Annotated in this window: 14 protein-coding genes; 10 read left to right on the top strand and 4 right to left on the bottom strand. The window is 70.6% G+C overall.

Features of this window, described 5'->3' with window-relative positions; translation table 11 throughout:
* The first annotated feature begins 56 nt into the window (after window positions 1-56).
* The 6 genes from KZ813_RS07560 to KZ813_RS07535 all read left to right on the top strand — a co-directional run bounded on the left by KZ813_RS07560 (window position 57) and on the right by KZ813_RS07535 (window position 5,560).
* Window positions 57-1,472, top strand: coding sequence for an undecaprenyl-phosphate glucose phosphotransferase (locus KZ813_RS07560; RefSeq protein WP_308461812.1), 1,416 nt, complete (start codon window positions 57-59; stop codon window positions 1,470-1,472).
* Window positions 1,462-2,247, top strand: coding sequence for a WecB/TagA/CpsF family glycosyltransferase (locus KZ813_RS07555; protein ID WP_219754367.1), 786 nt, complete (start codon window positions 1,462-1,464; stop codon window positions 2,245-2,247). Before KZ813_RS07560 ends, KZ813_RS07555 begins: the two co-directional genes overlap by 11 nt.
* Before the next feature lie 4 nt (window positions 2,248-2,251).
* Window positions 2,252-2,803 carry a hypothetical protein gene (locus KZ813_RS07550; protein WP_219754366.1) on the top strand — a complete coding sequence of 184 codons (552 nt, stop codon included), beginning with the start codon at window positions 2,252-2,254 and terminating at the stop codon, window positions 2,801-2,803.
* A gap of 356 nt (window positions 2,804-3,159) precedes the next feature.
* Entirely contained in the window at window positions 3,160-3,672 is a 513-nt protein-coding gene (locus tag KZ813_RS07545) for an FxDxF family PEP-CTERM protein (protein ID WP_219754365.1), read from the top strand.
* 143 nt (window positions 3,673-3,815) lie between these two features.
* On the top strand, window positions 3,816-4,754 hold the full coding sequence (locus KZ813_RS07540) for a beta-1,6-N-acetylglucosaminyltransferase (protein WP_219754364.1): 939 nt from the start codon (window positions 3,816-3,818) through the stop codon (window positions 4,752-4,754).
* A gap of 47 nt (window positions 4,755-4,801) precedes the next feature.
* The gene (locus KZ813_RS07535) at window positions 4,802-5,560 is read left to right on the top strand and encodes a metallophosphoesterase family protein (RefSeq protein WP_219754363.1); all 759 of its coding nucleotides are present in this window, start codon (window positions 4,802-4,804) and stop codon (window positions 5,558-5,560) included.
* 30 nt (window positions 5,561-5,590) lie between these two features.
* Here the strand turns inward: KZ813_RS07535 and KZ813_RS07530 are convergent, their stop codons facing one another.
* The 4 genes from KZ813_RS07530 to KZ813_RS07515 all read right to left on the bottom strand — a co-directional run bounded on the left by KZ813_RS07530 (window position 5,591) and on the right by KZ813_RS07515 (window position 8,538).
* Complete coding sequence (locus tag KZ813_RS07530) at window positions 5,591-6,118, bottom strand: CAP domain-containing protein (protein ID WP_219754362.1); 528 nt, start codon at window positions 6,116-6,118, stop codon at window positions 5,591-5,593.
* 99 nt (window positions 6,119-6,217) lie between these two features.
* Entirely contained in the window at window positions 6,218-6,847 is a 630-nt protein-coding gene (locus KZ813_RS07525) for a L,D-transpeptidase family protein (RefSeq protein ID WP_258046534.1), read from the bottom strand.
* The gene (locus KZ813_RS07520; RefSeq protein WP_219754361.1) at window positions 6,844-7,515 is read right to left on the bottom strand and encodes a PEPxxWA-CTERM sorting domain-containing protein; all 672 of its coding nucleotides are present in this window, start codon (window positions 7,513-7,515) and stop codon (window positions 6,844-6,846) included. The genes KZ813_RS07525 and KZ813_RS07520 overlap by 4 nt, the downstream gene beginning before the upstream one ends.
* A gap of 108 nt (window positions 7,516-7,623) precedes the next feature.
* Window positions 7,624-8,538, bottom strand: a complete 915-nt coding sequence (locus KZ813_RS07515; protein ID WP_219754360.1) for a LysR family transcriptional regulator — start codon at window positions 8,536-8,538, stop codon at window positions 7,624-7,626.
* 80 nt (window positions 8,539-8,618) lie between these two features.
* On the opposite strand from KZ813_RS07515, the gene KZ813_RS07510 reads away from it, so the two are divergent.
* The 4 genes from KZ813_RS07510 to KZ813_RS07495 all read left to right on the top strand — a co-directional run bounded on the left by KZ813_RS07510 (window position 8,619) and on the right by KZ813_RS07495 (window position 13,101).
* Complete coding sequence (locus tag KZ813_RS07510) at window positions 8,619-10,172, top strand: CoA-acylating methylmalonate-semialdehyde dehydrogenase (protein WP_219754359.1); 1,554 nt, start codon at window positions 8,619-8,621, stop codon at window positions 10,170-10,172.
* A 4-nt stretch (window positions 10,173-10,176) separates the two neighbouring features.
* Window positions 10,177-10,692, top strand: a complete 516-nt coding sequence (locus tag KZ813_RS07505) for a hypothetical protein (protein WP_219754358.1) — start codon at window positions 10,177-10,179, stop codon at window positions 10,690-10,692.
* 14 nt (window positions 10,693-10,706) lie between these two features.
* Window positions 10,707-11,870 carry an acyl-CoA dehydrogenase family protein gene (locus tag KZ813_RS07500; RefSeq protein WP_219754357.1) on the top strand — a complete coding sequence of 388 codons (1,164 nt, stop codon included), beginning with the start codon at window positions 10,707-10,709 and terminating at the stop codon, window positions 11,868-11,870.
* Window positions 11,871-12,057: 187 nt separating this feature from the next.
* Window positions 12,058-13,101, top strand: a complete 1,044-nt coding sequence (locus tag KZ813_RS07495) for an enoyl-CoA hydratase/isomerase family protein (protein ID WP_219754356.1) — start codon at window positions 12,058-12,060, stop codon at window positions 13,099-13,101.

The raw sequence follows: 13,101 nt of genomic DNA, 5'->3' as shown, positions 1-13,101 counted from the left end.
GCGGGAAGGAAACGGCGGGGCGTGAGCGAGTGGCGACGATAGTGCGACCCACCAGGGTGAGGCGGTTCACGTCCAACGTGATCCCGTCGCTGATCTTCGTCGTCGACCTGCTCTGCCTGCTCGTCAGCATGCCGGCGGCGCTGCTGCTGTACGAGTTCTCGGTCGGGCTGACGGTGGTGCCGGGCGTCCATACCGCCGCGGCCTTCATCGCCGGGGTCGCCTTCTTCCTGATCCGTCAGTCGCGCGGCGTGTACAGCCAGTCGCTCGCGATGCTGCGCTCGAGCGACGCCGCCGTGGCGCTCGACTATGTCTTCGCCGCGCTGCTGAGCAGCGCGATCGTGTGGCAGTTCGGGCTCGTCGACGAGTTCTCGCGCGGTCTCACGCTCTGGTACGTCGGCGCCTGCGTCGGCTCGCTGCTGGTCAGCCGCTTCGTGCTGCGCGCCTTGCTCCACCGCCTGGCGGTGGGCGGGCGCATCCGGCAGCGCGTGGTGCTGTACGGCGCCGACACGGAGATCGTCGAGCGGACCTGCCGCATGCTCGACCTGCAGGCGCTCCCGCAGCTGCTGCTGGTCGGCGTCGCCGACGATTACGCGCGGCGCTCGCGCGACGAGACGGTGGGGGACCTGCCCTTCATCGGCGGCTTCTCCGAGCTGCTGGCGATGGCGCGCGACGGCGAGGTGGACCAGGTGCTGATCGCGCTGGCCGACCTCACGCGCGACCGGCTCGACCTGATCCTCGACAAATTGAGCGAGGTGGCGATCGACATCTCGCTGATCCCGCGCGAGGCGATCGCGCTGGCGCCCGACTACCGTGTCAATTTCGTCGGCGCGATCCCGGTGCTGACCCTGTGGCAGCGCCCGATGCGCGACGGCGACACGTTGCTCAAGGACGCCGAGGACCTCATCATCGCCGCGGTGGCGCTGGTGTTCCTGTCGCCGCTGCTGCTCGTCACCGCACTGGCGATCAAGGCGACCAGCCGCGGGCCAGTGCTGTTCAAGCAGCCGCGCTTCGGCTTCAACAACCGCGAGATCATGGTCTACAAATTCCGCTCGATGTACGTCGACCGGCAGGACGTCTCGGGCGCGGAGCGGACCCGCAAGGGCGACCCGCGGATCACCCCGGTCGGGCGGCTGATCCGCAAGCTCAGCATCGACGAGCTGCCGCAGATCTGGAACGTGCTGCGCGGCGAGATGTCGATCGTCGGGCCGCGCCCACACGCCACGCACATGAAGGTGGGCGACCATTATTATTTCGACGCGGTGAAGGGCTATGCCGCGCGGCACCGCGTCAAGCCGGGGATCACCGGGCTGGCGCAGGTGCGCGGGCTGCGCGGCGAGATCCAGACGATCGAGCGCGCCAAGCGCCGGATCGAACTGGACCGCTATTACATCGATCACTGGTCGCTCACGCTCGATCTCAAGATCATCGTCCAGACCGTCGCCAACATCCTGTTCGACAAGAATGCGTACTGAGCCCGGCCCGACGCGTGGCTTCCTCGGCCTGCGCTTCGACCCGCTCGACACCGACGCGGCGGTGACCTGGTTGCGCGCGGCGCGCGCGGACTCGCCCTTCGCCTATGTCGTGACGCCCAACGTCGACCATATCGTCCGGCTGGACGCGGCGGGGCGCGAGGAACCGACCGGGGCGGCGCTGTGGCGTGCCTATGAGGGCGCCGCGCTGACCTTGTGCGACAGCCGCGTGCTCGCGCGGCTGGCGCGCTGGTGCGGCGTGACGCTGCCGGTGGCGCCGGGGAGCGACCTCACCGTGCGGCTGTTCGACGAGGTGGCGCGGCCCGGCGACCGGATCGCGATCATCGGCGGCGACTCGACCTTGCTCGCCGCGCTGCGGGAGCGGTTCGCGGCGCTCGACATCGTCCAGCACGTGCCCCCGATGGGGCTGCTGCGCGACGCCGCGGCGCTCGAGGCGGCGGCGGCGTTCGGGCGCGACTCACGCGCGCGCTTCCTGCTGCTCGCGGTGGGCTCACCGCAGCAGGAGATCGTCGCCGCGCGGATCGCGGCGCTGGCCGGCGCGGGCGGCGTCGCTCTGTGCATCGGTGCCTCGCTCGACTTCATCGTCGGTCGACAGCGTCGCGCGCCGCGGCTGGTACAGCGACTCGGGCTGGAATGGGCGCATCGCCTGGCCTCGCAGCCGCGGCGGCTGTGGCGGCGCTACCTCGTCGAGGGACCGCGCATCTTCCGCCTGGCGCGGTCGTGGCGCGCCGGGCGCGACTCGTTCGCCCCCGACTGAGCACGTGGACGGTCGCTGGCACCCGCAGATCGGCGATCCCACCGCGATCGGCTGGATCACCGTCCTGGCCTATCTCGTCGCCGCGTCGCTGTGCGCCGCCGCGCAGCGGCGCGACTCGGCCGGGCCGCGACCGCGCCTTTTCTGGCTCGCGATCGCGGTGTTGCTCGTCGCGCTCGGGATCAACAAGCAGCTCGACCTACAGTCGCTCTTAACCCAAGTCATGCGTGACCGTGCCAAGGCGCACGGCTGGTATGAGCGGCGCCGCGAGTTTCAGGCGCTGTTCATCTTCGCGATCGCGGCGACGGGGGCGGTGCTTTTTGCTGCACTGCCATATGTCATGCGGAACCAGCCCAAGGCGCGCAACATCACGCTGGCGGGCCTCGTCTTCCTGTATTGCTTCATCCTGGTGCGCGCTTCGTCGTTCCACCACGTCGACTGGGCGCTGAGTCGTACGATATTTTGCGTTCGTCTCAACTGGGTGCTGGAACTCGGCGGGATCATCATCGCGGCCGCGGGAGCGATATTAATGCTCCGCCGCCCACGATCTGAGCGTTAACTACGATCACCAAGTTGAGTGCCCGCGGCTGACCGGGTGCACGCATTCGTCCGAAGCGGATCAGTCGCGATTCGGCCGTTTCCCGCGGTGACTTACTCGTCCCGTTCTTGGAAAAGCCGAGCGTTGCGATGTGCCGCGTCCTGCGCTCTTAAGTGAGCAGGACGAAGTGAGGTTGCTCTTCCCCACTCTGCCTTTTGTTACACTGAGGATCTGTCCCGAAACAGTCCGACGTGCCTCAAATCGGTGATGGTGTAGTTGTCGTAAACGAGTATCAGCCAGCCATCGGGTGGTGGACCAGCCTCGTCATTCAACCGTCCGGGTCGTGGTGTTTTCAGGGATCAGAGGGAGTTATCCGCATGAAGAAGTTCGTTGCATCCGCGCTCGTCGCCGGCGCCTTCGTCGCCGCGACGCCGGCCATGGCGGCCACCACCATCTCGCTCACCCAGGGCATGGATGGTACGTACTCGGGGACCACCGGGTCGGTGACGCCGATGGTCGGCGCCTTCAACGACGCCTATGAGTTCGCCGTGCCGACCGCCGGCTCGGTCAGCGCCAGCGTCATCTCGCTGTCGATCACGGGCGGGCTGCAGCTGATGTCGGGCAGCCTCAACGGCACCGCGCTGACGCTCAGCAAGGTCAGCGACTATGTGTACACGCTGACGCTGCCGACCGCCGGGATCCCGTCGATCGCCAACCCGCAGAAGCTGCTCATCAGCGGCAACTCGCAGGGTGGCGGCAGCTACACCGCCAACGTCAGCTTCGCCGCGGTGCCGGAGCCGGCGACCTGGGCGCTGATGATCCTCGGCTTCGGCGTGGTCGGCTATTCGATGCGCCGCCGCCCGGCGGTTCGCTTCTCGCAGGCGATCTGATCCGTCGCGGGGCACACCGCCCCGCGGACCGGATGATGCTATGAAGGAAGCGGCGGCTGCCCACCCGGGCGGCCGCCGTTTTCGCGTTGCCTCGCTCCCGCCTTCGGCGCAGGGCAGGGGCGAGGCCAGGGGGAAGGTCGAGGATGAGTCCGCAGATCGGTTTCGTGATCCTGTCGCATCGCGAGCCGCGCCAGCTGCTCCGGCTGGTGCGCACGCTGAACCGGCTCTACGGCGACCCGCCGATCGCCTGCCACCACGACATGGCGCAATGCCCGATCGACACCGCGCCCTTCCCCGAGAACGTCCGCTTCGTCGCGCCGAGCATCCGCACCGGCTGGGCGAAATGGTCGGTGGTGCGCGCCTTCCTCGCCGCGCTGGAGCTGCTGTACCGCGACGCCGGCCCGGACTGGTTCGTGCTGCTCAGCGGCGCCGACTATCCGATCAAACCCGCCGAGACGGTACGCGCCGAGCTGGCGGCGGCGGAGGTCGACGCGCTGATCGACTATCGTCAGGTCGGCGACACCGCCGCGAGCGCGCTCGAGCGATTCGGGCCGCGCAATCCCGAGCTCGACCAGTTCGAGTCGGACGGCAATCGCCGGCTCAAATGGAGCCACTATGAGGGCGCCGAGCTGTGGTTCCCCATGCTGCGCTTCAACGACGGCGGACGGCACGTGCGGCCGGGACGGTTCACCTGGCACCTGCCGTTCGCCTCGCCCTTCACGCCGTTCTCGCGCGACTTCCCGTGTTTCTACGGCGATCACTGGATCACCGCCGACCGCCGCGCGGCGCGGCTGCTGCTCGCGCCGAGCGCGCGCCACCTGCGACTCCAGCGCCACCTCCTCCGCCGCGCGATCCCGGAGGAATGCTATTACCAGACGGTGCTGTGCAACGAGCCCGGCCTGCGACTCGACCGCGACAACCGCCGCTACGCGCAGTGGAACGGCGGGGGCGCGCACCCGCAGCAGCTCGGCGTCGCCGACCTGCCCGCGATCATGGCCTCGAACGCCCATTTCGCGCGCAAGTTCGACCACGACGATCCCGTTCTTGACCGGATCGACGCGCTGCTGTTCGACGGCGCATGACCGTTCGCGGACAGGCCGCGGCGGGGGAGTGAGGCGGCGGTAGGGCGATGATCGGGCGATGGGGTCGCCGTGACCGCGATCGGCGCTACTGCCTGCCCGAGGGCGTGCGCGCCTATGCCGTCGGCGACGTTCACGGGCGCGCCGACCTGCTCGCGCCGATGCTCGACTGGATCCGCGCGGACAGCGACTCGCGCGGCGGTTATCCCGAGGTGCACGTCGTCTTCCTCGGCGACCTGATCGACCGCGGACCCGCCTCGGCGGCGGTGGTCAGCATGCTGGCGAGCGGGCGCGCCGCCTTCGGCCAGCGGCATTTTATCAGGGGCAACCACGAGCAGGCCCTGCTCGACATCCTCGACGGCGCGTGGGAGCGGCTCGACGACTGGCTCGCGGTGGGCGGGATCGAGACGCTGGTGAGCTATGGCGTCGACCCGGCGCTCCACCTGCGCGCGCCCGAGGCGTTCCGCCGCGCGCTGCGCGACTCGATCCCGACGCTTCACGTCGCTTTCCTGCGGCGCATGGGGACCTCGGTGCGACTGGGGGACTATCTCTTCGTCCATGCCGGGATCCGGCCGCACGTGCCGCTCGAGGAGCAGAGCGAGCGGGACCTGCGCTGGATCCGGCGCGACTTCCTCGACAGCCGCGTGGATCACGGCGTGATGGTCGTCCATGGCCATACCGTGAGCGACAAGGTCGAGATCCGCCACAATCGCATCGGCGTCGATACCGGCGCTTACGCCTCGGACCGGCTGTCGGTCCTCGGGCTGGAGGCGGACCGCCGCTGGGTCCTCACCAGTCGGCTGGGGTGAGCGATCGGCCGCGGCAAGCGGCGGATCGCCTCAGAAGGGCCGCTCGCCCAGGTAGTTGCCCGCGTTCTTGTAGCGACACACCAGCACGTCCTCCTCGTGGCCGCGCGCGACGGCGCAGCCGACCTCGTCGGTATCGTGCCACATCAGCTGGGTGTAATGGCCGACATCGTCGACCCGGCCGGTCACGCTGTTGTACGGGAAGACGCCCTGTCGGAAGTAGCGCTTCTCGCGGATCCAGCCGTTGACCATCGCCTCGGGCGTGAAATAGCCGCGCGTGCCGGCCCAGAGGTTCTCGCCCTCGGGATCGTAGTGGCGCTCGGGCGCGTGCTCGAAGCGGCCGGTGCTGGCGAGATAGTCGGCCCAGCGCTGCGCCGATTGGACGAGCTCGCGGTTCCAGCGCAGCGGGGCGAGCCCGACCGAGGCGCGCTCGTGGTTGTGCGCCGCGAGCACGCGCGCGTCGAAGGTCTGCGAGAAGCTCGCCGCGCCGCTCAGCAGCGGGGCGGCCAGCAGGGCGGCGACGGCGGCGATGAGCCGGCGGGGCGCGTGGGCGCGCGGCATGTCCGGAACCCTTCCTGATGCTCGATCCAGGAGGGCGTTTTACCGGCCAGCCGCTTGCCAACCGGTCGCCAAACACGGTTAGCGGTGGGTAAGCTATGTTTACGCGGTGATCGTCACCAGATCCCCGCGCGCGCTGGCGGCGAAGACCCGGCGCGCGAAGTCCTCGGGGATGCCGACACAGCCGTGCGTGGCGAAGCCGCGCCGCACCGCGCTGGCGTGGATCGCGACGCCGTCGTTGGTCAGCCGCAGCATGTACGGCATCTCGGCGTCGTAGAGCGTCGATTGGTGCAGCCGCGCGCGTGCCAGGATCGGGAAGGTGCCGGTCGGCGTCGGCTTGTGGTCGGTGCCGTAGAGGATCACCGCGGTGCCGATCTCATGGCCGCCGCGGAACACCGACATCAGCTGGCGGGAAAGGTCGACGCGGATGCGCGTGTCGCCGCCCGCGGGCACGCCGCTCTCGTTCCAGACATAGTCGCCGAAGCGCATCGGGCGGTCGACGCGAAGGAGGCTGTGGACCCGCAGCGGCGTGCCGTCGGGCGAGGGCAGCGCGGGCTCGCGCCCGGCGGGGTAGCTCACGCGCGTGCCGAAGCTACCGACGGTGGTCGCGGGCACAGGGTCGGGAGAAGCGGGAAGCGGCGGCGGCGTCGCCGGCCGGCTCCACCACGCCATCCCGATCGCACCGACACCGGCCGCGGCGAGCGCGACCGCCGCGCCGGCGAGCCGGCTCATGCGGTCGCGTCGGCCTCCGCCACGCGGCGGCGCGCGACGCGGCGCAGCGCGCCGCCGACCATCAGGAAGCCGAGGATCATCGTCGCCCAGGTCGCCGGCTCGGGCACCGCGGGAGGCGGCGTGACATCGTCGCCACCGCCACCGCCACCGCCACCGCCACCACCGCCCGTGCCACCGCCGGGAACGAACGGCACGGAAGGCGTGAAGCCGCCGCCCGGCGGCAGCGGGCCGAGCGCCGCCGGCGTGAGTGGCACGTCACCGCCCGGCCCCGCGGGCCCGAAGGCGAGCGGCGTCACGGGCAGTTCGACATAGGGCGGCGCCCAACCGATACTCGGCCGCTCGCGCACGTTGCTCAGCACGCGCTCTCGCGGCGCGCCGGGCAGGGGCACGCGCGGGCGCGACGCCAGCCGCTGCTTCGCGGGCTTGGTCGTGAACATCGCGCCGGCGTCGCGTCCGCCCGGCGACCGCGCGCCGAGGATCGCGGAGGGATCGGGCAGGTCGACCAGGCGCGCCACCTTGGCCGACGCATCGGCGATGCCGAGTCCGCCGATGGTGCCGCCCATCGCGCCATAGCCGCCGACCGCGGCCACGCCGACCAGTCCGCCGACCGCGACGCGTGCGATCGTGAATTGCCACAGCAGGGTGAGCGGACGACGCCAGCTATTCATCGATGAGACCAATCCCTGTTTCCGAACCGGCAACGGTTAAGGAAGCGCGATGGTTTCTCTCTACGGAGCCCGGCGCGTGAGTCCAGAAAAATGTCCTCCGTTAAGAGCTTATAGCGGGACAGTGTTGCAGACTGGCAGCAGTCGATCGCGCTGATGATCGACCAGTTGTGTTAACCACTCGCGGAAGGCGCGGACCCGCCGTAACTGTCGGGTGTCGCGGTGTGTGACCAGCCAGAAGCCGCGGGAGATCGCCACATCTGGGATCACGCGACAAAGCGACTCGTCGCTGCCACCGATGAAGTGTGGCAATACGCCCACACCCGCGCCCGCCGCGATCAGCCGTGCCTGGGCGTTGATGCTCGAGCTGCGCAACGTCGGCGTCAGCGCCGAATCGATCTCGTGCAGGTAGCGTAACTCGGGCGCGTACAACAGGTCGGGGATATAGCCGACCAGCCGGTGGCGCTTTCCCAGCGTCGCCAGCGTCGGCACGCCGTCGCGCTCGACCAGCGCGCGCGCGGCGTAGAGGTGGAGCGTATAGTCGGCGAGCTTGCTCGCCACCACCGGACCGTGGCGCGGACGCGCGAGCAGCACCGCCACGTCGGCCTCGCGGCGCGACGGGCTCAGGAAGCCCGAGTTGGCGACCAGATCGATCGTGAGCGCCGGATGCGCGGCGGCGAACGAGTCGAGATGCTGCGCCACCAGCCAGGTGCCGAACCCTTCCGACACGCTGACCCGCAGCGTGCCGGTGAGCGCGCCCGGCGGGTCGGCGCCGTCGCCGATCCGCTCGGCGGCCCCGGCCATCTGCTCGACCTGGGCGAGCAGCGACTCGCCCGCCTCGGTCAGCACCTGGCCCTCGCGGGTCTGCTCGAACAGGGTACGCCCGAGCCGCGCCTCGAGCCGCCGCAGCCGCCGCCCCACCGTGGTGGCGTCGACGCCGAGCAGCGCGGCGGCGCGCGCGATCTGGCCGGCGCGCGCGACCGCGAGGAAATCCTGCAGGTCGTTCCAGGCGATCGGCTGCGTCACTGCAGGTGGAGGTTGCAGAATTGCCGCTTGCCTGCAACCGCGCCGCGCCGCACAGCGAGGCGACGGAGAGAGGAGAGGCGATGCGCACCATCGACCATCATATCGCCGGCGCGACAGCGACCGCGGGCGGCGGTGGCGGCTCGTCGAGCGGGGCGCGTGGCGGGGACGTCTTCGATCCCAACACCGGCCAGGTGCAGGCGCGCGTGACGCTCGGCACCGCGGCCGACCTCGACCGCGCGGTGGCCGCGGCGCAGGCGGCGCAGCCGGGCTGGGCGGCGACCAACCCGCAGCGCCGCGCGCGCGTGATGTTCCGCTACAAGGAGCTGGTCGAGCGCGAGATGGACTCGCTGGCGCGGCTGCTCTCGTCCGAGCACGGCAAGGTGCTGGCCGACTCGCGCGGCGACATCCAGCGCGGGCTCGAGGTGATCGAGTTCGCGTGCGGGATCCCGCACGTGCTGAAGGGCGAGTATACCCAGGGCGCCGGCCCCGGGATCGACGTCTACTCGATGCGCCAGCCGCTCGGCATCGGGGCGGGCATCACGCCGTTCAACTTCCCCGCGATGATCCCGATGTGGATGTTCGGCGTCGCGATCGCCTGCGGCAACGCTTTCATCCTCAAGCCGTCCGAGCGCGACCCGAGCGTGCCGGTGCGTCTCGCCGAGCTGATGCTGGAGGCCGGCGCGCCCGAGGGCATCCTCCAGGTCGTCCACGGCGACAAGGAGATGGTCGACGCGATCCTCGACCATCCCGCGATCGCGGCGGTGAGCTTCGTCGGCTCGTCGGACATCGCGCATCACGTCTACCGCCGCGGCGTCGAGGCGGGCAAGCGGGTCCAGGCGATGGGCGGGGCGAAGAACCACGGCATCGTCATGCCCGACGCCGACCTCGACCAGGTCGTCGCCGATCTCGCCGGCGCCGCCTTCGGCTCGGCGGGCGAGCGCTGCATGGCGCTGCCGGTCGTGGTGCCGGTGGGCGAGCAGACCGCCGATCGCCTCCGCGACAAACTGGTGCCGGCGATCCGCGCGCTGCGCGTGGGCGTCTCGACCGACGCCGAGGCGCATTACGGCCCGTTGGTGAACGCCGCGCACAAGAAGCGCGTCGAGGACTGGATCGGCACCGCGGTCGACGAGGGCGCCGAGCTGGTCGTCGACGGCCGCGGCTTCACCCTCCAGGGTCACGAGCAGGGCTTCTTCGTCGGCCCGACCCTGCTCGATCGGGTCACCCCGGGGATGCGCTCCTATCAGGAGGAGATCTTCGGCCCGGTGTTGCAGATCGTCCGTGCGCCCGATTTCGAGGCCGCGGTGCGGCTCCCGAGCGAGCATCAGTACGGCAACGGCGTCGCGATCTTCACGCGCAACGGTCATGCCGCGCGCGAGTTCGCCGCGCGAGTCAACGTCGGGATGGTCGGCATCAACGTGCCGATCCCGGTGCCGGTCGCCTATCACACCTTCGGCGGCTGGAAGCGCTCTGCCTTCGGCGACGTCAACCAGCACGGCACCGAGGGCGTGCGCTTCTGGACCAAGGTGAAGACCGTGACGCAGCGCTGGCCCGACGGCTCGGCCCTGCCGAGCGGGAGTGAGGACGGTGGACCCTCGCGCGTGCAGGACGCGTTCGTGATCCCGACGATGGGGTGACTCGATGCGGCTGAGCGGACGGATGGCGGTGACGGCGGGGCTGGCGGCGGTGCTCGCCGCCTGCTCGCCCGAGGCGGCGGACTACAACCGCCACGAGGTGCCCGAGGACGAGGCGCGCGCCCAGGCCGCGATCGAGCGCGCCGCGGCGCAGAACGGCGTCGCCACCACCGCGCGCGCCGGCGTGCCGATCGCCGCGCCGAGCCAGACCGCGGCGCGCGCACGTGCCTTCCCGAACGACTTCCTCGGCTATTGGGGCATCAGCTACGACGACTGCCAGCTCGCCAACACGAACGCGACCGGGAGGATCAACGTCGACGCCGACACGATCCGCTTCCACGAGGCCAAGGCGCGCGTGCAGCGGCTGGAGCAGCGCTCGCCCTATGAGGTGGTGGCCGACCTCCGCTTCGACGGCGCGGGCGCCTCCTCGTGGGAGCGGCGCGATCGCTTCACGCTGGAGCAGGGCGGCACCATCCTCGTCCGCACCGAGGCTCCCACCGTCCAGCGCTACCGGCGCTGCTGACCGCGAGGCAGGACATGACCGACCAGTTCGACCCCACCCCCCAGTTCGACCTCACGGGCGAGCAGCGCGAGATCCAGGAGCTCGCGCGCCGCTTCACCGCCGACCGCATCACGCCGCACGCGGCCGAGTGGGACGAGCGACATCATTATCCCGTCGACGTGTGGAAGGCGGCGGGCGAGCTCGGCTTCGGCGCGATCTACGTCAGCGAGGCCGCGGGCGGCATCGCGCTCGGCCGGCTGGAGGCGGCGCTGGTGATGGAGGCGATGGCCTATGGCTGCCCCGCCACCAGCGCGTTCATCTCGATCCACAATATGGTCGCGTGGATGATCGACCGCTTCGGCTCGGCCGAGATCAAGGGGCGTTTTCTGCCCGGCCTCGTCACGATGGAGACGATCGGCAGCTACTGCCTCACCGAGCCCGGCTCGGGATCGGACGCGGCGGCGCTGAAGACGAACGCGCGGCGGGATGGCGACGAATATGTGCTCAACGGCACCAAGCAGTTCATCTCGGGCGCGGGCTACAACGACCTCTACGTCTGCATGGTTCGGACCGGTGAGGAGAAGAGCCGCGGCATCAGCGCGATCGTGGTCGAGAAGGGCACGCCCGGCCTGTCCTTCGGCGCGCCGGAGCGCAAGCTCGGTTGGAACGCCTCGCCGACCGCGCAGGTGATCTTCGAGGACTGCCGCGTGCCCGCCGCCAATCTCGTCGGCGGCGAGGGCGAGGGTTTCCGCATCGCGATGGCGGGGCTCGACGGCGGGCGGCTCAACATCGGTGCCTGCTCGCTCGGCGGGGCGCAGCGCTGCCTCGACGAGTCGATCCGCTACGCGCGCGAGCGCCAGCAGTTCGGCCAGCCGATCGCCGACTTCCAGAACACGCAGTTCACGCTCGCCGACATGGCGACCGACCTGGAGGCGGCCCGCGCGCTCCTCTACCTGGCCGCCGCCAAGGTGACCGCGGACGCGCCCGACAAGTCGCGCTTCTCGGCGATGGCGAAGCGGCTGGCGACCGACAACGGCTCGTCGATCGTCGACCGCGCGCTCCAGCTCCACGGCGGCTACGGCTATCTCAAGGACTATCCGATCGAGCGTTTCTGGCGTGACCTGCGCGTCCACTCGATCCTGGAGGGAACCAACCAGGTGATGCGCATGATCATCGGCCGCGAGCTGACCCGGCAATGAGGGGGCGGGCGCCAAAGCCTCCCCGGCACGGGGAGGGGGACCGCCAGCCGCAGGCTGGTGGTGGAGGGGGGCTTCCCCGAACGGGACGTTCGCTCACCTCCCTCTACGACCAGCAGTGTTCGCGGAGAGGCCCCTCCACCACGCCGCGTCGCGTCGCGGTCCCCCTCCCCGTGCCGGGGAGGATCGTATGACCGACCTCATCGTCGAGACCGAGGGCGGCGTCGCGCGGCTGCGGCTGAACCGACCCAGGGCGCTCCACGCGCTCACCGCCGAGATGTGCGCCGCCGTCCTCGACTCGCTCGAGCGCTGGCGCGGCGACGACTCGATCCGCTGCATCACGATCGACCATGCCGAGGGCCGCGGCTTCTGCGCCGGCGGTGACATCCGCCTGCTCGCCGACAGCGGTGCGGGCGATGGCAGCGCCGCGCGCGCCTTCTTCCACGTCGAGTATCGGATGAACCACCGGCTGTTCACCTATGCCAAGGACGTGGTGGCGTTCATGGACGGGGTGACGATGGGCGGCGGGGTCGGGCTGTCGCAGCCGTGTCGCTACCGCGTCGCGACCGAGAACACCCGGCTGGCGATGCCCGAGACCGGGATCGGCCTGTTCCCCGACGTCGGCGGCGGCTGGTATCTCTCGCGGTTGCCGGGGCGGGTCGGCCAGTATCTCGCGCTCACCGGCGCGCGCGTCGACGGCGCGGCGTGCCACGCGCTCGGCCTGGCGACGCACTATGTCGAGAGCGCGCGGCTGGACGGCGTCAAGCGCGAGATCGCCCGGCGTCCCGGCGAGGCGCGCGCGATCCTCGACGCGGCGCACGTCGAGCCCGGCCCCGCCGCGCTGCTCGACCAGCGCGAGTCGATCGACCGGCTGTTCGCCTCGGACCAGGTCGAGCAGGTGGTCGCCGCGCTGGAGGCGGACGGCGGCGAGTTCGCGCGCGCGACGCTGGAGACGCTGCGCACCAAGTCGCCGCAGACGATGAAGGTCTCGCTCAAGCTGCTGAAGGACGGCGCGCGCATGGCCGACTTCGCCGACGAGATGCGGCAGGAATATGCGGTCGCCACGCGCGTGGTGCAGCGCCACGACTTCCTCGAGGGGGTGCGCGCGGTGATCGTCGACAAGGACAACGCCCCGCGCTGGGACCCCGCCACGCCCGAGGCGGTCAGCGACCATGTCATCGACCAGATCTTCGCGCCGCTGCCCGAGGCCGAGGCATGGACACCGCACGATTGA

Origin of the sequence: Sphingomonas folli, assembly GCF_019429525.1 — a bacterium.
In the GTDB taxonomy this organism is placed as follows: domain Bacteria; phylum Pseudomonadota; class Alphaproteobacteria; order Sphingomonadales; family Sphingomonadaceae; genus Sphingomonas; species Sphingomonas folii.
The sequence above is the reverse complement of the archived record's forward strand: the minus strand, read 5'-3'. Positions and strand labels throughout refer to the sequence as shown.